Origin of the sequence: Oceanisphaera pacifica, from assembly GCF_017498065.1 — a bacterium.
GTDB lineage: Bacteria > Pseudomonadota > Gammaproteobacteria > Enterobacterales > Aeromonadaceae > Oceanimonas > Oceanimonas pacifica.
On the sequence record NZ_JAGDFX010000024.1, the window covers coordinates 1 to 19,736 of the forward strand.

Annotated in this window: 16 protein-coding genes; 13 read left to right on the plus strand and 3 right to left on the minus strand. The window is 40.6% G+C overall.

The genetic code is table 11. The annotated features are described in order from the left end of the window. Positions 1-621 precede the first annotated feature (621 nt). Complete coding sequence (locus J3U76_RS14020; RefSeq protein ID WP_208006597.1) at positions 622-1,977, plus strand: Fic family protein; 1,356 nt, start codon at positions 622-624, stop codon at positions 1,975-1,977. A gap of 685 nt (positions 1,978-2,662) precedes the next feature. On the opposite strand, the gene J3U76_RS14025 is transcribed toward J3U76_RS14020, so the two are convergent. Then, positions 2,663-2,953 carry a type II toxin-antitoxin system RelE family toxin gene (locus J3U76_RS14025; RefSeq protein WP_208006598.1) on the minus strand — a complete coding sequence of 97 codons (291 nt, stop codon included), beginning with the start codon at positions 2,951-2,953 and terminating at the stop codon, positions 2,663-2,665. Continuing rightward, positions 2,943-3,191, minus strand: a complete 249-nt coding sequence (locus J3U76_RS14030) for a type II toxin-antitoxin system Phd/YefM family antitoxin (RefSeq protein ID WP_208006599.1) — start codon at positions 3,189-3,191, stop codon at positions 2,943-2,945. The genes J3U76_RS14025 and J3U76_RS14030 overlap by 11 nt, the downstream gene beginning before the upstream one ends. A 306-nt stretch (positions 3,192-3,497) precedes the next feature. Here J3U76_RS14030 and J3U76_RS14035 point away from each other — a divergent pair, with 306 nt between their 5' ends. The 7 genes from J3U76_RS14035 (at position 3,498) to J3U76_RS14065 (ending at position 10,109) form a co-directional block, all read left to right on the plus strand. Continuing rightward, the gene (locus tag J3U76_RS14035) at positions 3,498-3,719 is read left to right on the plus strand and encodes a TA system antitoxin ParD family protein (RefSeq protein ID WP_208006600.1); all 222 of its coding nucleotides are present in this window, start codon (positions 3,498-3,500) and stop codon (positions 3,717-3,719) included. Then, on the plus strand, positions 3,712-4,005 hold the full coding sequence (locus J3U76_RS14040) for a type II toxin-antitoxin system RelE/ParE family toxin (protein WP_208006601.1): 294 nt from the start codon (positions 3,712-3,714) through the stop codon (positions 4,003-4,005). Before J3U76_RS14035 ends, J3U76_RS14040 begins: the two co-directional genes overlap by 8 nt. Positions 4,006-4,768: 763 nt before the next feature. Next, a complete protein-coding gene (locus J3U76_RS14045) occupies positions 4,769-6,124 on the plus strand; it encodes a UDP-glucose dehydrogenase family protein (protein WP_208006602.1) in 1,356 nt (451 codons plus the stop codon). Continuing rightward, the gene (locus J3U76_RS14050) at positions 6,121-7,287 is read left to right on the plus strand and encodes a dTDP-glucose 4,6-dehydratase (protein ID WP_208006603.1); all 1,167 of its coding nucleotides are present in this window, start codon (positions 6,121-6,123) and stop codon (positions 7,285-7,287) included. The genes J3U76_RS14045 and J3U76_RS14050 overlap by 4 nt, the downstream gene beginning before the upstream one ends. After that, positions 7,284-8,168, plus strand: a complete 885-nt coding sequence (gene rfbA / locus J3U76_RS14055) for a glucose-1-phosphate thymidylyltransferase RfbA (protein WP_208006604.1) — start codon at positions 7,284-7,286, stop codon at positions 8,166-8,168. Before J3U76_RS14050 ends, rfbA begins: the two co-directional genes overlap by 4 nt. Further along, the gene (locus J3U76_RS14060) at positions 8,165-9,253 is read left to right on the plus strand and encodes a DegT/DnrJ/EryC1/StrS family aminotransferase (RefSeq protein WP_208006605.1); all 1,089 of its coding nucleotides are present in this window, start codon (positions 8,165-8,167) and stop codon (positions 9,251-9,253) included. Before rfbA ends, J3U76_RS14060 begins: the two co-directional genes overlap by 4 nt. A 7-nt stretch (positions 9,254-9,260) precedes the next feature. Then, entirely contained in the window at positions 9,261-10,109 is an 849-nt protein-coding gene (locus tag J3U76_RS14065) for a sulfotransferase (protein WP_208006606.1), read from the plus strand. A 100-nt stretch (positions 10,110-10,209) separates the two neighbouring features. On the opposite strand, the gene J3U76_RS14070 is transcribed toward J3U76_RS14065, so the two are convergent. Beyond that, positions 10,210-14,796 carry a TDP-N-acetylfucosamine:lipid II N-acetylfucosaminyltransferase family protein gene (locus J3U76_RS14070; protein WP_208006607.1) on the minus strand — a complete coding sequence of 1,529 codons (4,587 nt, stop codon included), beginning with the start codon at positions 14,794-14,796 and terminating at the stop codon, positions 10,210-10,212. 625 nt (positions 14,797-15,421) lie between these two features. Between J3U76_RS14070 and J3U76_RS14075 the strand changes: the two genes are divergently transcribed. The 5 genes from J3U76_RS14075 (at position 15,422) to fliS (ending at position 19,125) form a co-directional block, all read left to right on the plus strand. Further along, positions 15,422-16,363 (plus strand): flagellin N-terminal helical domain-containing protein, encoded by a 942-nt coding sequence (locus J3U76_RS14075; RefSeq protein WP_208006608.1) that lies wholly within the window; start codon positions 15,422-15,424, stop codon positions 16,361-16,363. Positions 16,364-16,582: 219 nt separating this feature from the next. Further along, complete coding sequence (locus J3U76_RS14080; RefSeq protein WP_208006609.1) at positions 16,583-17,002, plus strand: flagellar protein FlaG; 420 nt, start codon at positions 16,583-16,585, stop codon at positions 17,000-17,002. Between the two features lie 24 nt (positions 17,003-17,026). Continuing rightward, positions 17,027-18,388 (plus strand): flagellar filament capping protein FliD, encoded by a 1,362-nt coding sequence (gene fliD, locus J3U76_RS14085; protein ID WP_208006610.1) that lies wholly within the window; start codon positions 17,027-17,029, stop codon positions 18,386-18,388. A gap of 15 nt (positions 18,389-18,403) precedes the next feature. Continuing rightward, positions 18,404-18,712, plus strand: coding sequence for a hypothetical protein (locus J3U76_RS14090; protein WP_208006611.1), 309 nt, complete (start codon positions 18,404-18,406; stop codon positions 18,710-18,712). 5 nt (positions 18,713-18,717) lie between these two features. Then, on the plus strand, positions 18,718-19,125 hold the full coding sequence (gene fliS / locus J3U76_RS14095; RefSeq protein WP_243454272.1) for a flagellar export chaperone FliS: 408 nt from the start codon (positions 18,718-18,720) through the stop codon (positions 19,123-19,125). Positions 19,126-19,736 lie beyond the last annotated feature (611 nt).

Genomic DNA, 19,736 nt, shown 5'->3' on the forward strand with positions numbered 1-19,736 from the left:
GGGTAATACCCGAAACTGGGAAGTGACGGGAGCTGTCTCGCTCAATCCCTGTAAACTCGAGGAAATGGAGCGAAATAAAATGGCTGCTTAGACAGTCTTATTTGGACAACTGGGTTGAAAATCACCGCTTTGCACTATATTGTTATGCGCCCTTATTTCGTCTTTGCGAGCGTAGCGCGGCAATCCATTTCAAAGAAAGCGCTACGTCTAACGCTGACCGCGTTACATTAAAGAAAAATGCGGTTTTGTTTTTTCGTCAGGCGCTCAGCGTAAAGCGTATAGAAAGCCGGAAGCTCAGAGCTGGAAGCGGTAAGCTAAACAAAAACACTGAGGCATTTTTATTTTTGGTTTTACTTCCGGCTTCTAGCTTCAAGCTTATTACTGTCTGTTAAATGGATTGCCGCGTCGTTACACTCCTCGCAATGACCAAAGGGTGGCTCTGGCTTTTCGTAGGGGCGAATTTATTCGCACAAAAAGGACAGCGCCGAGCTCCTTGATACTCGGCGCTGCCTTCCCTCTAAGCCTTGCATAGCAATAAAACGTAACTTTTATATTTTTAGTTGATGAGGCTAACTTAGGCAGGTAAAGTCAAAATATAAAAATTACGTTTGTAGGTGTGTGATGGCAAGATTTAGAAAACCAAAGCCTTTTTCGGTACTGCTCAAAACTATAGCACCAGATAAACTAATGTCCTTATTAGCACGTTATGGTGCGACTAATGAAGCTGGAGAATATCTGCACTGGGATAAGTTTATATGGCGGGTAGAAAAGGGCATTGATGAAGAAGCAGCTTGGGTTGCGACTAAATTTGCAAGAAAAGCTATTGCTAAGCCAGTAACTTTACTAACTGCAGATAGCCCAGAACAGTCTTTTAGTTATTGTATTCCTGACTCTCTATTTGCCCAGTTACATTACATAGATAAAGTAACAGGGGGCGGACACACTATTAGCGATAGCCCTTTTATAACAAGCAGAGAAAAAGACCGTTACCTAGTCAAAAACCTTATGATAGAAGAGGCTATTACTTCTTCGCAGCTTGAGGGGGCTTCAACAACGCGTAAAGTCGCCAAAGAGATGTTGGAAAGTAACAGAAAGCCAACCGATAAGTCTGAACAAATGATCTTTAATAACTTTCTCTTGATGAAAAAGGCGCTCGAGAGAAAAGATGAACCCTTATCAATTGAGCTTATTTTAGAACTGCATGCCATTGCTACCTACAAAGCCATCGATAATGACGCTGTCTCTGGCGAACTTCGGGTAGATAACACTGTTACTGTTGCAGATATGTATAACGAAGTTGCTCATCAGCCACCCTGTGCAAGTACGTTAAAAGAAAGGCTTCAAGATTTATGTACCTTTGCCAATGCGTGTGATGACAGTGCAGATTCTAAGCACTTTATGCATCCATTAGTAAAAGCGATTATTCTTCATTTTATGGTAGGGTATATCCATCCCTTTGGTGATGGCAATGGTAGAACAGCAAGAGCGCTTTTTTATTGGTCTATGTTAAAGGCTGGCTACTGGTTATTTGAGTACATATCTATTAGTAAGCTCATTCAAGAAAAAAGAAGCGACTACGGTGCCGCCTATATCTATACCGAGACCGATGATTTTGATTTAACTTACTTCATATATCATCAAGTAGACATAGTGACTAAAGCTGTTAACTCTTTGCATAGTTATATAGAGAGTAAAAAATCCGATTTTTATCAGTTTATGGAGTGGGTAGATAAAAGCCCTGTTTTGAAAGGCCTAAAAAGAGGCCAATTAGAAATTTTAAAAGAAGCTGTAAAGCAACCAGGTAAAATATTTACAGCCAAGCAAGTATCAATTGAGCTAGATGTAAACGAAAATACTGCCCGTAGTTACCTTAATCAGTTAGCAAATGAACAGCTATTAATGGCATCCAAACAAAAAGGTAATAAGACTATTGCTTACTTAGCACCAGCGGGGCTAAGAGAGCGGTTTGAAGTATAATCATATTTGAAACTTACGACTAACCGTTCCCCTAATGATCTTAGCCGTCATTGCGAGGAGCGCAGCGACGCGGCAATCCAGGCCCTTCGGGCAGCGATCAGCTTTAAGCCGTCAGCTATCAGACAAACAAAAAACAAACCGACCGCAGAGCGGCCATAAGCCAACAAACAGACGCTGGTTGAGTCTTGAGTGGACTGACAGCTTACCGCTGATAGCTGACGGCTTTCTTTTAGTTATACGCTGAGCGCTGTACGAAAAATCCAACCCGTTTTATTTTTAACGCATGGCGGCCAGCGTAAGGCTTGCCGCTTGCTTTTGTAGTGTGCCGCTTTAGCTGGCACTCCCGTCTTAGCGGGAACATTTAGTGTTGTTCTTTAGCAAGGCGCTTTCTTTAACCTGTTCACCGAGTCCATCGGGATAATTTAACATTGGGTGGCAAGTTAGGCTTCAGGATCTTGCTCTTAGGCTGTCTTCCTGATGACAATCAGGATCTCGATTTAATGTTTAAAACCAAAGTACGAGATGCCGGGGCAAGCCCGGCAAGACGGCTAAGGGAAAAAGAGCGGTGTTTTTTTTAGCTTGGCACTTAGCGCAGCAAAGCGCCTTTAAACTCGAGCTTTCTGTTAGCTATCAATTTAACATTGGGTAACATATTAGGCTCGGTGAGTGCGGCATTGAACCGCAGTCAGTTATCGAGGCGCATCGTTGCTTTCTTATATACATCGCTTCGCTCACGTTTACCGACTGCTAGAACAGTTACAGTAACTATGCTGTCTTCAACTTGATAAACTAAACGATAGCCTGATTGTCGAAGTTTGATTTTATACATATTATCAGCGCCTGAGAGCTTGGCCCCTAAGATGTGAGGGTTACTCAAACGTTCAATTAATTTCTTCTTAAATTGAGCTTTGAGTGTTGCACCCAGCTTATTCCATTCTTTGAGTGCACTCTTTTTAAACTCGAGACTATAGGTCATCGATATTTACCGAAACGCTACTTTCATTTTGGCGCTCTTTAGCTAACGCTAAAAACTCAAAATCTTCGAGTTTGTCCATCATTATCTCGTAGGCTTCAGCTGGAACGCAATAAAATGCAGGTTCATTTCGATTAAGAACAGCAACAGGCTCGCCATAGGCGCTTGTAGCTACTTTCATAGGGTTAGCTTTAAACTCCGTAATGCTGGCAGCAACGTCAGCTAAAATTCTAGTAGTCATAATAGAGGTCTCCTAATCGGTCTCTTATTAGGTCATTGTAGTTGTGTCCAAGTAGTTTGACAAGTTGCAGTATAAGTACTCGAGACAAGTTTGCCTTCTGTAAAAGAAGCTAAAAAGTAACCAACTACCTATACGCTTTACGCTAAGCGCGGTACGAAAAATCCAACCCGTATTATTTTTAACGTATGGCGGCCAGCGTAAGGCGTATAGCGTTAGACCTAGTGCTCTCTTTTTAGATGCGCATTGCAGCATTTGTAGCGTTGCGCTACAGTTAGTGTTGTCGAGAGTCATATCAAGGAGCATATTATGTCTACAACTAGCATACGTATTGATCAAGAATTAGTAGATAAAGCCGCTATTATGGGCAAAGCATTACATCGAACCACGCCAAAACAAATCGAACATTGGGCGAAAGTTGGTGCAATGATGGAAGATAATCCAGATCTACCTTATGAATTCGTCAAGCAAGCGATTATCGCAAAAGCAGAAAAAGAAGCCGGCAAGCTAGAGGCGTATAATTTTGGCTAAAATCACCCAGGTTCTGCAAACACCGACCTTTAAAAAGTCCGTAAAAAAGCTCTACCAAAACCAAAAGGCGGATCTAGATAAAGCGATTAGAGAGCTTATCGAAAACCCGCTATTAGGAGAGCAAAAAAAAGGGGACCTTGCTTTTCTTTTTGTTTACAAGTTTAAAATGGTGAAGCAGCTTACCCTGCTTGGCTACAGTTATGAGAGTGGTAGAGTTACCCTAGAGTTAATAGCATTGGGTACCCACGAAAACTTCTATCGAGACATCAAAGTTATTAATTATTAGCCGAGTCCCGTCCTGTAGGCACTGCTTCAGCCGTGCAGTGTTTAGGTTCTCTTTATATGACAGCTCTCAGCGCAGCCTTAGCCGTCATCCTGATACCGGGTTGTGGAAGACTTTACCTTTAACGCATGGCGGTCAGCGTAAGGCGCACAGCTGTTTATTTAGCCATTGCGAGGAGCGCAGCGACGCGGCAATCCACTTAACAGACAGCCATACGCTTTACGCTGAGCGCGGTACGAAAAATCCAAATCGGTTTTATTTTTAACGTATGACGGTCAGCGTAAGGCGTACAGCTTTGTTTGGAATGGATTGCTTCGTGCCTCGCAATGACAGCGTAAGGGCGAAAGCAGAGTTGAGTGTTTGTCAGTTAATTCAACATTCAAAATCCAACATTCAACATTGCCTTTGGGTCATTGCGAGGAGTGAAACGACGCGGCAATCCACTTAACAGACAACCATATGCTTTACGCCTAGCGCCTTCCGAAAAAAACAAACCGTGCTTTCTTTAACGTAAGGCGCACAGCGTGAGATGTATAGCTTTGTTTGAAATGGATTGCTTCGAGCCCCGCAATGACAGACTAGGGAGAAGCCAACACAAGGCGCGGTTTAACTCGGTGCTTGGTTGTGGTGTTATACAGCTATGCGCTGGGCGCTGATTTTTCGACATTCAACATAGCCTTTAAGCTGGCTGTTGTAGTGCTATTTATGGTCTAATTAATCCATTAGCAATTGAGTGTAGCTTATCTTTATTAGCGCAAGGAATGGCATGAAAATTACCGTATATGGCTCTGGTTATGTGGGATTAGTGGCGGCCGCTTGCTTTGCTGATGTTGGCCATGATGTATTGTGCATGGACGTCGACACCAAACGTATTCAAGTGCTGCGCCAAGGTGATATTCCTATTTACGAGCCAGGCTTGCGTGAGCTAGTAGTTAATAATAGCGAAGCGGGTCGTTTGCAGTTTAGCGACGATGTTGAGCAAGCCGTACACTTTGCCACTCTACAATTTATTGCCGTGGGTACGCCACCCGACGAAGATGGCAGTGCTGATCTTAACTATGTACTGCAAGTGGCCAGCAGTATTGGCCAACACATGCAAACTCCTAAAGTGATCGTTAACAAGTCGACCGTGCCGGTAGGAACTGCCGATAAAGTATCTGCAGTGGTAGGCGCACAATTGCAGAGCAGGGCCTTAGACCTTGCTTTTGAAGTGTGTTCAAACCCAGAATTTATGAAAGAGGGCGCGGCTATTGATGACTTTACCCGTGGGGCGCGCATTGTGGTCGGCACTAACTCAAACTGGGTTAAAGAGCTGATGCGCGAATGCTACGCGCCTTATAACCGTCATCGCGATAAATTAATGTTTATGCAAGTGCGCGCCGCTGAGCTAACTAAGTACGCAGCCAACGCCATGCTAGCCACTAAAATCAGCTTTATGAACGAAATGGCCAACCTTGCCGACTTATTGGACGTAGATATAGAAGAAGTGCGCCAAGGTATTGGTAGTGATCCGCGCATTGGTTATCACTTTATCTACCCTGGCTGTGGCTACGGTGGCTCTTGCTTCCCAAAAGACGTGCAAGCGATCAATCACACCGCCAAGCAAGTAGGCTACCCAAGCCAATTGCTGCAAGCGGTTGAGTCTGTTAATCAACGGCAAAAAACCGTGCTGTTTCGTAAGCTTAATCAAGCTTTCGATGGCCAGCTAGCGGGCAAAACTATAGCAGTATGGGGTTTAGCTTTTAAACCCAACACCGACGATATGCGTGAAGCCCCAAGCCGAGTACTTATGGAAGCACTTTGGCAAGCTGGCGCAACCGTACAAGCCTACGATCCAGAAGCCATGATCGAGTGCGCACGGCTTTATCCTGCACAATTACAAACGGTGGCTAAAAATAATCACCCCTTGCTGACGTTAAGCGAAGATAAAGAACAAGCGGTGCAGCAGGCCGACGCCTTAGTAATTTGCACCGAATGGAAAGAGTTTCGTACCCTAGACTTCACTTGGCTTAAACAGCAGTTAACATCACCTGTGTTAGTTGATGGCCGCAATCTATATGAACCTAGTGCAGCGAGTGATTCGGGAGTGATGTATTTTGGGATAGGGCGGACAGGATTATGAAAATATTAGTTACCGGTGGCGCTGGGTTTATTGGTTCAGCGGTGATACGGCATATTATTAGCAATACACAAGATAGTGTTGTCAACTTAGATAAACTTACTTATGCCGGTAACCTAGAAAGCCTGCTAACGGTGAGTGAAAGTTCACGTTATGCATTTGAGCATATCGATATTTGTAATGCCTCTGAGTTACAACGGGTATTTACGGTATATCAGCCAGATATGGTTATGCACTTAGCGGCAGAGAGTCATGTTGATCGTTCTATTGATGGACCAAGTGAGTTTATTCAGAGCAATATAGTGGGTACCTATAACCTGCTAGAAGCAGCAAGAGCATATTGGAATGAACTAGAACCAAAGCGAAAGTCTGTGTTTAAGTTTCATCATATTAGTAGCGATGAAGTGTATGGTGACTTGCCACACCCGAGTGATAGTGTTGAGGGTTTAGTGGTGAGTCGTGAGTTAAAGGATCAAACACTCAATACTCAACACTCAAAATTAAACACTGAGGAAGCTTCGCTTCCGCTTTTTACTGAACAAACGGCCTATTCGCCTAGTAGCCCATACTCAGCTTCTAAAGCTGCGAGTGACCACTTAGTCCGCGCTTGGCAACGTACCTATGGTTTGCCTACGGTAGTAACTAATTGTTCCAATAATTATGGCCCTTACCATTTTCCTGAAAAGTTGATCCCATTAGTAATTTTAAATGCCTTAGATGGTAAGCCATTGCCCATATACGGTAATGGAGATCAAATTCGTGATTGGCTCTACGTAGAGGATCACGCCCGAGCACTCTATAAAGTAATAACAGAAGGCGAAGTAGGAGAAACCTACAATATCGGTGGCCATAATGAAAAAACTAACCTAGAAGTAGTACAAACCATCTGTAAAATTTTAGATGAACAGTGTCCTATCTCTTCGCTAAGTAGTTCACCTAACACTCAATACTCAGCACTTATAACCCATGTTTCCGACAGGCCAGGTCACGATCGCCGTTATGCGATAGATGCAACAAAGATAGAGCGTGAACTTGGCTGGAAGCCACAAGAAACTTTTGAGTCTGGTATTCGTAAAACGGTACAGTGGTATTTAAGCAATCAAGAGTGGTGTCAGCGAGTGTTAGATGGTAGCTATCAAGGTGAACGCTTGGGAGTGATCGTATGAGTCATAATACGAAAGGCATTGTGCTAGCAGGCGGTTCTGGTACACGCTTATATCCTATTACCAAAGGCGTAAGTAAGCAGTTATTGCCTATCTACGACAAGCCGATGATTTACTATCCGTTGTCAGTTCTCATGCTGGCGGGAATTCGTGAGATATTGATTATCTCTACACCAGAAGACCAAAGCGCATTTATACGCTTGCTCGGTGATGGCAGTGATTTCGGTATTAACCTTAGTTATGCAATACAGCCAAGCCCAGACGGCCTTGCCCAAGCTTTTATTATTGGTGAAGAGTTTATCGGTAAAAGTAATGTCTGCTTAGTGCTAGGTGACAATATTTTTTATGGTCATGGTTTTACGCCAAAGTTAAAAAAGGCGATTACCAAGAAAGAAGGCGCTACTGTTTTTGGTTATCAAGTTAAAGATCCCGAACGCTTTGGTGTAGTAGAGTTTGATAAAGAGAATAAAGCAGTATCAATTGAAGAAAAACCCAAAAAACCAAAGTCTAACTACGCAGTAACAGGATTATATTTTTACGATAATAACGTAATAGAAATAGCTAAAGGCGTTCAACCTTCGAGTCGTGGTGAGTTAGAAATTACCAGCATTAACCAAGTTTACTTAGAACGTGGTTGCTTAAATGTTGAGTTGCTAGGTCGTGGTTTTGCTTGGCTAGACACAGGTACTTACGAAGGCATGCTGGAAGCAAGCAGCTTTGTTGAAACTATTGAAAAGCGACAAGGTTATAAAATAGCCTGCTTAGAAGAAGTTGCTCATAATAATGGCTGGCTTACATTAAAGCAGCTGCAGCAACAAGCCGGACAGTTTGCTAAGAACAGTTATGGAAATTACTTACTTGCTCTTGCCGAGGATAATATATGATCCCAGTTACAAAGCCGTATCTTCCTAGTCGTGAAAAGCTTAATAAATATCTAGATGGTATTTATGAGCGTGAATGGCTTACAAATAATGGTGAGTTAGTGCAAGAGTTAACACGGCGCTTGGAGTGTTATTTAGGTGTTGAACATTTACTATTGGTTGCTAACGGTACTCTAGCTTTACAAATTGCTTATCGTGCCTTAGGTGTTACTGGGCAAGACTCTACCACTAAATCAGAAATTATTACCACTCCATTTACTTTTGTTGCTACAGCTAGCTCTCAGAAATGGGAGGGGGCTGAGCCTGTATTTGTAGATATAGATGCAGATACTTGGTGTTTGGATCCTAATAATATTGAAGCAGCAATTACAGAAAATACTCAAGCGATAGTTCCTGTGCATGTGTTTGGTAATGCTTGTGACGTTAGTGCTATTGAACACATTGCACAAAAGCATAATCTTAAAGTGATTTATGATGCATCCCATGCCTTTGGAGTTAAATATCAAGGAGAAAGCTTATTAAAGCACGGTGATGCAGCAACTTTAAGCTTTCATGCTACCAAGCTTTTCCATACAGGCGAGGGCGGTGCAATAGTTTTTAAGCATAAAGAAGATTACGAACGTGCAAAAAAAATGATTAACTTTGGTATAACGGGGCCAGAAACTATAGAAGAGCTTGGCATTAACGCAAAAATGAGTGAGCTACATGCTGCTATGGGGTTGAGTGTGTTAGATGAAATAGCAGAAAATCTCTCAGCACGAGCCAAGGTTTGGCTCCGATATGAACAAGAATTAGGCAGTAAGCTAAAGCTACAAAAAATATCAAATGACGTTAAGTATAATTATGCATATTTCTCTGTTCTGTGTGAATGTGAAAGACAGGTTCAATATATAAAGAGTTCACTTAAAAAAAAAGGAGTGGAAACTAGACGTTACTTTTTTCCTTCATTAAACACTCTAGATATAAAAAAAGACAAAGTAACTTTATATATTTCGGAGAATATATCTTCGAGAGTTTTATGTTTTCCTATGTATTATAATATAAAAGAACGGTGGGTTCTTGATGTTATAAATAGTATTGTAAAGTGAGGGTGAAGTGATAAGTAATAAGAAACAATTCTTTATTCTTGGTAATCCTCGTTCAGGCACGACTCTTTTTAGATTAATGCTTAATAGTCATCCTGATATAATCGTTCCTCCTGAATGTGGATTTGCTGAATGGTTCATAAATGATTTTTCTGACGTAATATTGAACAAAAAAACTTATCGTACATTTGCTGAAGCTGTCTGTAAATGTAGAAAATTTGAAACATGGGGGGTTAGTTATGATGATTTAATTAAAGTTATATATTATTACTCTCCTAAAAGTTACATGGATTTATGTACTTGTGTTTACCTTAGTTACGCGAATAAGTTTAATAAAAAACCTTTATTGATAGGAGATAAAAATAATTACTATATAAATAAGGTTGAGCGTTTGAGTGTGTTTTTTCCTAGCTCAAAAAAAATTTTTATTATTCGCGATGGAAGAGATGTAGCATCATCCTATTTTAAGTTAGCAAAAATTAGTCGTGAGTCAAGGTACTTTCCTGAACTAAGCGACTCTATAAGTGAAATAGCATACCAATGGTTGAAAAGTGCAAACTCAGCATTGAAATATAAAAGTAAAGGGGCAATTATAATTAGGTATGAGGACTTGATAGCTAACCCTGAGGTAGTTTTAAATGATGTTTGTTGCTACTTAAATATTAGCTACTCACCTATTATGCTAAAGTATTATGAGAGTAATGATGAGCCGGTAGAATTTTTAGCATGGAAAGAAAAGACGCAAAGAGCAATAATGCCAGAAAATAAAGGTGGATACTTAACTGAGTTGACAAGACATCAAATTAGAGAGTTTGAGGTAGTGGCAGGGCCGGCGTTAAAAATATTTGGTTACAATTAAACGTCCACAAAGACTAAAAGTAATATTTATTGTAAAGAGAACTGAAAATAGATGTAAGTTCAGTTCCCTTTTGTTAAATATATTACATGAGTAATAAAGGTTATGAATTTATGAAAAACTCTTCATCTATGTTAATAGCAGCGTTGAATCCTCTTTCGGATATAATACTATTTTTAATTTTACATAGCTCAACTTCACTAGGTTTTGGTAGCATTGCAATTTCATCTAGTAGTAGAAAGTCTTGGTAATCTATAGGGCTTATATTCATATCAACTAATCTTGTCCAACCAGGGTTTTCCACTTTAACATCATGTATTGTTATATCTTTTTTTAGTATAGTGGCATTGCCGAAAAATAATGATGCTAATATATTAGCGCCCGCTTGGGCTCTATTGTGTGCAGTAACTAGTACATCGGCATTAGCTAACATTTTAAAGTGTTCATCAGCTGGTAAGAAGTTAGTAATAAGGTAGCTATTTTTATCTAAATTCAAGTCTGCTATTTTTATTTTTATTTTTGTTAAATAGTTACTGTTTGTATTGTAAGATAACGGGATTAATAACTTATAGTTTTTAATATCTTTCTTTTTAGAAAGAGCCTCTAATATATCAAGGTGCTCGTTACTTGCATCACCGCTATTGCCTATTATTATTGTTTTATTTTTTATAGAAGGTTGCTTTAATTTTGTATAGTCATAAGGTGTTATATATCTAAAGGGTAAGTGTTTTTTTACTCCATAGTGCTTTTCAAATATTTTATAATCATTATCAGCAACGGTACCGATTGTATTTATATGCTTGACTATGTTTTTTTTATACCCTAAGTCGTTATATAAGTCTCCTCCCCATACTATCCATGATATATTTTTGTTTTTTATTTTTAGTAGAAGCTCTTTTTGCCACGTAAAAAATAGACCATGAAATATTATTTTATCAACATCTGATTCCATGCACTTTTTAAGTACTTTTTTTAAATCATACTCTTTTTTAAATAAAAAACATTTATTGCTTTTAGGTACTTCGATATCCCAGTCAGGAATGGAACGACTTTGTTCAATAAGGAAGATGTGTTCATAGCTACTATTGTTATCATTACTAGATAATGCTTTTATTAACCCCTGTACGTGTGGATTATTAAAGCAAATGTGTAATGTTTTATTTTTTTGTATGGAAATGTTAAGTTTATTTGGTATGGTATTTAGGTATTTTTCTGAAGATCCATTATCAAGTTTATCTATTATTTTATATGCAAGGTCATAGCTACCATAAGCATGATGTAATATTGCAGCTAGTTTTACTAATTCATTTTTTTGTGATTTTTCACCTGAAAAAATATCTTTTATATATACTGCATCAGCGGTAGTTAATTGATTTATTCCATTGTGAATTTGATTATTTATTACCATGGGGGAGTAAAGCCTTTTACGCTCTTCTAATAAGGTATGCAAGATAAAGCCATGGTTTCTCATCCACTGATCTATTTCAGCGAATAAAGGTTGATTTTCGTATAGCTGAATAAAGTTAACTTCTGTTTGAATGATCAAAGTATTTTTTAACTTTTCTTCAGCATTCTCGAATACCGTAAGCTCACCTCCTTGTATATCTATTTTTAACCAGTCAATATCTTTTATTTCATCAAGATCATCTAAGCGAACTGTTTTTATAACTTCTTCTTCTTTAATCTTGGCCCACTCTGGGTAGCCTTGAAACTGGTTTAGTACATCAAAATTTGGTTTTAGAGTTGAGGTCATACCTGATGCTTGGCATATATAAAGAGTTGCTTGATTACCATCACCGACTGCATAAGGGAGATATAGTTCGTTAGGCCCTTTGATCTTGTTAAGCTGTTTCAAAGCCTCTTTTTGAGGCTCAAAACCAACCAAAGAAATCATATCACTTTTAAGCATGTTATAGTAAGGAGGCAGACCATCTATAGGGTTGGCACCGATATCTACAACAACTATTTTTTCATCTAATTGCCAATTGAGATATCTTCCATTTTTAATTTTTAACTTCTGGTCTTCTTGAGAGGTATTTACATGATGAGTATTACTAAAAGATGTAGGCATTAATTCATTTTTATGGAGGTAAGTATTAGCTAGCTCTTTATTAATAAATTTTAGTGTTTTATGGGCAGTGTCTTGATCGCTATATACCGTATCTAACAAAAAGGCTAACTTCATCAACTGATTACTGTCTAACTGGGCTAGCTTTTGTTGGCTAGGAATAAAGATAGCCTGACCGAAATCTGCATCATCTGATTTTTTGTTTACTGTTAATAGTTCTAAACCTAGTTTAGCTAAAGACTCTTTAATGGTAGTTAAGCCCACTTGTTCCGTATGCTCGGGTAAGAAGCTAATAGATATATCGATTAATAAAGCGTTAGCCAGTTTGTTTTGACCATGTTGTAAAATAATTTTATTATCGTGTTTATTATCTAAAATAAGCCAATCTAAACTATCTAGTCCGGCAATATTGTCTAAGCGGTGACTGGCGACTTCTGTACAGCTAATAAGCTCTATAGTGTTGTCAGTATATTCTTTACTTAAAGGTAAGGTAGTGGACTCCTCCGCATTAACGGCTAGCTTTAAGTCCACTTTGCTACCATCACCCAATACAGTAAGTGGGAAATGTTGAAATAAACCGGTTTGTTGTAATTGCTGGGTATTAGATAAGGCTCCCGCAGGATCTAAGCAAATATAGTTAACGCCACCTTTACGTAAAAAATCTCTAAAGTAGGGACGGTTTGCTAAGTTGGTACCATGCTCTAGGGCGATAATATGGTCTTGTAGATGAAAGCTAAAATCTTCATCAGTTGCTGGGGCTGTAGGTAAGGGGAGTTGCAAAGTAACAGGATGATCTTCATCGGCAAACTGACATTGGCCCTCTGCATCTAAGGTAAGCGCAGCGGGCGCTTTTTCTGCGCAGTGACGTTGCCAAATGGCGCGCATGGCATTTGAGAAATTGCGGGCAAAACTTTGGGCATCGCACAGTGGTGATTCTAGTAAGGCATTACGTAGGTGCTTGCGAATATTAGTTAAGTTATCTATGTCGTTGGCTAAATTTAATACCAAGTTACAATAATCGTCCCAACTATCAGCAACTAACTGTCCTAAACCAACATTAGTTAAATGAGTAGCAGAATGACGACCGGCAAAAGTAGGCCCAGGGTAGGTGACTACTGGTACCCCCATAAACATCGCCTCGCAGGTAGTGAGTCCGCCAGAGTAAGGCCATGGATCTAAGGCGATATCGACCTTGTTATAGGCTTTTAATAACTCATTATGGTTAGAAGGACCTTCAAGAGTTAAGCGCTCGGCGCTAATGCCAAGCTCGGCCATGGTATTAGTTACATTGTTGACTAAAACTGAGCTATTAAACTCAAAACTCTTTAAAAATAAACGAGAGTTGGGCAGGTGATGCATAATATTTGCCCACTGTTCTAGTACCACATTATTAATCTTTTGCGGATTGTTAAAGCAGCCAAGTGTTATGTAGCCATTACGAGTTACTGGCGGTGAATATACATCATGGCTATAGGCAGGGGCTTCGTAACATACATAATCATGGGGCATGCGAATGAGCTTTTCGGTATACCATTCATCTACGCCAATTGGGGTTTCTATCTTATCAGATAGCAAATAATCCATGGTACTCAAACCAGTAGTATTGATTAAGCCACCCACCCACTTTACCAAGATGGGAGCCGGCTTCATGGCCATAGTAGTCATTCTGCTGCCACTCATATGACCGCTTAGATCAAAAAGAATATCAATGTCATCGCTGGCTATTTTTTCTGCTAATTTTTTACCTTTAAGGTGTTCAATAGTATGCCATTGACTCACAGTATTTTTAATGCGTTTGGTAATGTAGTCTTCTTGTAAGTTGCTACTGTAAGCGATTAATTCAATTTCATGCTGTGGCAACAGCTCTAAAATTCTGGTGATCATTTGCCCTACCGGATGCATACGAAAACCGCCCGAAACTAAGCCGATTTTTAATACTTTATTAGCAGTGTTATCGTGTGTATTCAAATCAACCAGCTGAAGATGTTGAGCATACTTTCGTTCCCAACGAGTAGTTAGATTAAATATTTTTTGGGAAGAAGAGTTTGGAATATAATGATTAAGCTGAATTTGATTGTTGTAAGCCGTAGCATCTTGGCGGTCTGCACTTTCTGCGGCCTTAAGGTAATAGCTTTCTGCAAGGTCGAATAAACCAATGTTTTGATGGACTAACCCTAAATTATTCCATACGGCTGAGGTAGCACCGCCAAGATCGACTATTTTTTGTAAATAATTAATAGCGTCATTATATTGATAGGTGTTTCTATAAATTAAACTTTTATGATGTAGTACAGAGGTATTTTCTGGCGCCAATAATTCTGCTTGATTGATATAATCAAGCGACTGCTTGTTATTGCCAAGCCGATGGTGCAGCTTAGCCAGTTGCAGCACAGCTTGTAATTCGTCAGGAAATTGCTGATGGATCAGCTCTAGCTGGTTTTGAAGCTGAGCTAACGAGTTTATCTCTTCGTAGAGTTGCGCTACTACTCGCAGTACATCTAGGTTGTTGGGCTCTTGGCTTTGTAGTGCTTCTGCTTTACTGAGTGCTGCTTCAACTTGTCCGTTAGTGAGATACTCTTTAATCTGAATAAATTGGTTTTTAAGTGACATAGCTTGTTTCATATCAGTCTACGATGCCTATAGTGAATAATATCCTATTGGCATGTTAATGGTTGGTTGAAGTGTTGCAAGCAGAAATCGTTAACTGCTTGCGCAGTCCCGAAGCTAAAGCGTCGGCTACAAGTATTCGGTTTGTGCTGTATATGGCGGAAAGTAAAGCAAGAAGAGTAGCGCCCAGCACAAGCAATAAGTCTAAATAGAAAAGGCGTACAGCAGAAAGCTCTCTTTGCTATCATCCTAACGAAGGTCAGGATCTGCTTTTGGGTTTTGTGGCGCTAATAGCTAATAGTAGGTACCTGATGCTGGACTTGATTCAGTACCGCTATGACGAGAGAAAATCCATAATGACAGCCAGACGCAGCTGAGCTGCGTAAAAATTTACTAAAGGTTTGCTTGGGATAGTCGATACTTCTTTTATCATAGGCAAGTTCACCTAGTCCAATAGGTGCTTTAAATTGGTAGGCAGAAATTCAGTGCTTACTAAAAGAAAAATGAAAAAATCTTAAAGTTTTAAAAAGCCTTGCCGATAACTTGATTAACAACGAAGCAGCACTGTAAAACAGGTTAACTTCAACAACACAAAGCATATCGGCACTGTGCCGAAACTAACCTCACTGGAGAGTTTATTATGGCGATTACAGTCAACACTAACGTTACAGCAATGGGTGCTCAGCGTAACCTCAATGCTTCTAGCAACCACCTAGCAACCTCCATGGAGCGCTTGTCTACAGGTAGCCGTATTAACTCGGCCAAAGACGATGCAGCAGGGTTACAGATTTCTAACCGTTTGAATTCACAGGCTCGTGGTTTGGGTGTGGCAATGAAAAACGCCCAAGATGGTAACTCCATTATTCAAACCGCCGAAGGTGCGTTAAACGAAACTACCGAACTACTTCAACGGATGCGAGACCTTGCGGCACAAGGCGCAAACGATACTAACTCAGCTGATGACCGCGTGGCTATACAGGAAGAGATGGCGGAGTTAATAAAAGAGATTGATAACATTGCCGATACCACTAAGTTTGGTGGTCAAAAGCTGTTAAATGGTGAATATGCTGAGGGGAAAACTCTGCAAATTGGTGCCGATGAAGGTGAAACTCTGACCATCAACATTAAAAATGCCAGTGCTGGAACTGACGGTTTAGATTTGAAAAGTACCCTATCGACAGTAATAACTCCAGGAACAATAGCCACTGCTAGTGATGTAACAGCTGGGGCACCAGCTGTTGGTACTACAGCTGCAGTACCAGCTATAGCATTAGGTGATACAATCGGTGCAGGTGAGCATGCTGATTATGCTTCAGCCATTACCACTCTAGACGGCGCTATAAAAACCATCGATGGCGAACGAGCCAAAATGGGTGCCACTCAAAACCGATTAGAAAGCACGATTAATAATTTGGCCAATACTCGTGAAAACGTGAGTGCCGGTATGTCGCGGATTAAAGATGTGGACTTTGCCCAAGAAACGGTGAATCTGACTAAGCAGCAAATTCTGCAGCAAGCAGGCACTTCGATTCTTGCTCAGGCTAAGCAAATACCACAAGCGGCGCTTTCTTTATTAGGCTAAGCTGGCGTAATAAGATGGTTAGTAGATAACTGGAGGCACTTAGCCTCCGGTTGTCTCTGTTAACTTAGCTTGGTAATTTTTATATAAGGCTACTTTGCTTAGCGATTGTGAAAATAGAACGCAATGTACAGAAAGGGTTGGGGATTACGGCCTTTTAATGCTTCACATCTACTAAGCTAAGTAGCGCTTATCTAATAGCTTTAGTTTGAGGATTAAACTATGGATATCACACCCTTAACTCAAGCGGCTGCGTTTAAAGGCGAACAAGCAGCTAAGCAACAGCTTGCTCCTCAGCCTTTTGGTGCTGAAACCACGCAAACAGAAAAAGCAGTGCAAGCCCTTGATAAAACTGGCAGTAATGTGTCACAAGGTGAAGCTGAGCAAAAGCAAAAGCAAGAGCAAAAAGAGCCATTAAATGGTGAACAGCTCACTAAAATAGTTGAAGAAATGGATGAGTTTGTGGGCACCTTTAACCGTGGGCTAAAATTTAGAGTTGATGAAGACTCTGGCCAACAAGTAGTTACGGTGGTAGATAATAAAACGGGCGATACTATTCGCCAAATACCTACCGAAGAGCTATTAGAGGTGGTAGCTAGATTAGCTGAAGCAAGTGGCGGCCTAATTGACGTTAAAGCTTAAGAATTTGAAGCATAGGAGGTTATTATGGCGGGTCTGAGCATACCAGGTGTAGGTTCAGGTTTTCCGGTTCAACAGTTTATTGATGCAACTGTGCAATCGGAGCGAGCACCAAAAGAAAATGCAATTAACCGCAAACAAAGCAAGATAGATGTGCAAATATCTTCTTATGCTTCTTTAACAAAAGAGCTGGATGCATTTAAAAAATCCCTAAATGGCCTTACCGACAAAGATGCCTTTCAGCAACGCTCGGTTACCTTGTCTAATGAAGGTTTTTTAACTTCTAAAGCTGATAAAAATGCGGTGGCAGGTAGCTACGATATTGAAGTAAAAGCACTAGCTAAAGCGGATAAAGTGGGCTCTGGCTATCTGGGTAAAACTGTCGACATTAGTGATAATTTAGGGGCTGGTAGTCTTAATTTATCGTTAGGGGCCGAGTCTTTTTCAGTGAATGTTGGTGCTGAAAATAGCTCTTTAGCTGACATAGCAAAAGCGATTAACCAGTCTGATGACAACACGGGTGTTAGCGCCACTGTGGTGACAGACGATAATGGTTCACGATTAGTACTGTTTGGCGATAAAACCGGTATTGATAATAAGGTTACAGTTAGTACGGGTGATAGTTTTGGCGGCATATTTAACAATGCGCTAGATAACATTCAAGCAGCGTCCGATGCTGTGGTGAAAATTGATGGTGCAACCGTGACCCGTAGCTCTAATGAAATTACCGATGCCATTGCCGGGGTGACGCTTAACCTAGAAAAAATAAACACTACGGATGATCCCACCACGACACTAAAAATCGGTTATGACAAAAAAGCCGTTACTGAAAATTTAAAAGAGTTTGTTGATGCCTATAATAAGGTTGTAGAGACCTCTAAAAAGTTAAGCAGTTATGACTCTGAAAATGACAAAGCGGGCCCACTTAACGGCGATAGTCTGTTACGTGGTATAAGCTCGCAGCTGCGTGATGCCATGGGCGAGCAAGTGACAGGTGCAAGTAGTGCATTGCAGTCACTATCTGATTTAGGTATTACTACAACGCGTGACGGTACCTTAGAGATTGATAACGATATACTCGATGACAACATTGCCAATAACTTTAATGGAATCGGTCGTTTATTTGATGGTGATAGTGGGCTTGCCAATAAATTAGATAGCTTGCTGGATGATTTTGTTGGGCGTGATGGTATTCTGACCAATAAAAAAGAGTCGCTTGATTTACAGTCTGGTAAGTATGATCAGCAACGGTTAGACCTTGATGTGCGTATGGAAAAGTTTGAGCTGCGGGTTGCCAAACAGTTTAATGCCATGGATGCTATGGTAGCTGAAATGAATAACCAAATGAGTACCATGATGTCGATGCTTGGCACTGGTGGTATGCTATAACCTAAAGGTAATTCAATGTCTGATACACTTTTGCAGCAATTGTCTCAGCTAGATGATGAGTTGTTTGCTGCTTTGCAAGTGAACATCGAAGATTTTGATGATGTTATATTAGCTGAGCGCTTGCAAAAGCGTGCTAACTTGTTGCAACAAGTGGTGAGTGCTGATGAAGCCACAGAGCAACAAGTTAAAGACGTCATTGAGCGATCTAAACAACTAACAAGTATGACCGAAGCCGTTAAAGAGAAGCTGGGTGAACGGTTACAAACCATTCAAAAAGGTCGTCGTTCTCAGCAGGCGTACCAAAGTGTTAAACATCAGGAGTAGTAAGTATGGCAGGACCAATGCGCGGCTCAATGAAAGCTTATAAATCGGTAGCCCTTGACAGTCAAAAATCTGTTGCATCCCCTTATCGTATCGTTCAGATGTTATTAGCCGGTGCTCTTGAGCGTTTAGCTAAAACGCGTACCGCAATTGAGCAGCAAAATTACGAACAGCGCGGTGAGTTAGTTAGTTCTACTATGATGATTATCGATGAGCTGCGTTTGTCTTTAGATTATGAAGATGGTGGTGAAATAGCACAAAATTTAGGCCGTTTATACGATTTTATGATGAACGAGCTAGTTAGCGTGAATATGAATAATGATCTTGAAAAGCTAGAGAGCACCAGTCGCCTATTGCGCGAAATTAAAGAAAGCTGGGATGCCATTCCCGTTGCTCAGCAAGAAGTGCCTGCGTAAGCCGGTTCAGCTGTTAGTAAAGGCTGCTAGTAAAGGGTGAAGTGTAAAGAGTGAGGGGGTAACCCTAAGCGCTTTATCTTCACCCTTTATTTTTTGGTTGACACTCCACAAACACTCAACACTTTTTTGCAACGAAATCCGCTAAACCCGTGAAAAGATCAACATAAGAGCGAAAGTTTTATTGGTAAGAGCAACCCCTCCGAGAGCTGTACGTTTAACGCTGTACGTTAAAGAAAAACGGCGGTTTTGTTTTTTCGTAAGGCGCTTAGCGTAAAGCGTACGGCTGCTTGTTAGATGGATTGCCGCGTCGCTGCGCTCCTCGCAATGACTGCCCCTTCGGGGAGCCTGTACGTTTAACGCTGTACGTTAAAGAAAAACGGTGGTTTTGTTTTTTCGTAAGGCGCTTAGCGTATAGAAAGTCGGAAGCAGTAAGCTGGAAGCTAGACAAAAACGCTGAGGTGCTTTTACTTCTGGCTTATTACTGTCTGTTAGATGGATTGCCGCGTCGCTGCGCTCCTCGCAATGACTGCCCCCTTCGGGGAGCTGTCAGCCTTAAGCTGACCGCCATGCGTTTAAAATAAAACAGGTTGGATTTTTCGTACCACGCTCAG

Bases quoted from the DNA above. Each gene is read 5' to 3' on its own strand.
- J3U76_RS14020 (WP_208006597.1), top strand. From the start codon at position 622: ATGGCAAGATTTAGAAAACCAAAGCCTTTTTCGGTACTGCTCAAAACT.
- J3U76_RS14025 (WP_208006598.1), bottom strand. From the start codon at position 2,953: ATGACCTATAGTCTCGAGTTTAAAAAGAGTGCACTCAAAGAATGGAAT.
- J3U76_RS14030 (WP_208006599.1), bottom strand. From the start codon at position 3,191: ATGACTACTAGAATTTTAGCTGACGTTGCTGCCAGCATTACGGAGTTT.
- J3U76_RS14035 (WP_208006600.1), top strand. From the start codon at position 3,498: ATGTCTACAACTAGCATACGTATTGATCAAGAATTAGTAGATAAAGCC.
- J3U76_RS14045 (WP_208006602.1), top strand. From the start codon at position 4,769: ATGAAAATTACCGTATATGGCTCTGGTTATGTGGGATTAGTGGCGGCC.
- J3U76_RS14050 (WP_208006603.1), top strand. From the start codon at position 6,121: ATGAAAATATTAGTTACCGGTGGCGCTGGGTTTATTGGTTCAGCGGTG.
- rfbA (WP_208006604.1), top strand. From the start codon at position 7,284: ATGAGTCATAATACGAAAGGCATTGTGCTAGCAGGCGGTTCTGGTACA.
- J3U76_RS14060 (WP_208006605.1), top strand. From the start codon at position 8,165: ATGATCCCAGTTACAAAGCCGTATCTTCCTAGTCGTGAAAAGCTTAAT.
- J3U76_RS14070 (WP_208006607.1), bottom strand. From the start codon at position 14,796: ATGAAACAAGCTATGTCACTTAAAAACCAATTTATTCAGATTAAAGAG.
- J3U76_RS14075 (WP_208006608.1), top strand. From the start codon at position 15,422: ATGGCGATTACAGTCAACACTAACGTTACAGCAATGGGTGCTCAGCGT.
- J3U76_RS14080 (WP_208006609.1), top strand. From the start codon at position 16,583: ATGGATATCACACCCTTAACTCAAGCGGCTGCGTTTAAAGGCGAACAA.
- fliD (WP_208006610.1), top strand. From the start codon at position 17,027: ATGGCGGGTCTGAGCATACCAGGTGTAGGTTCAGGTTTTCCGGTTCAA.
- J3U76_RS14090 (WP_208006611.1), top strand. From the start codon at position 18,404: ATGTCTGATACACTTTTGCAGCAATTGTCTCAGCTAGATGATGAGTTG.
- fliS (WP_243454272.1), top strand. From the start codon at position 18,718: ATGGCAGGACCAATGCGCGGCTCAATGAAAGCTTATAAATCGGTAGCC.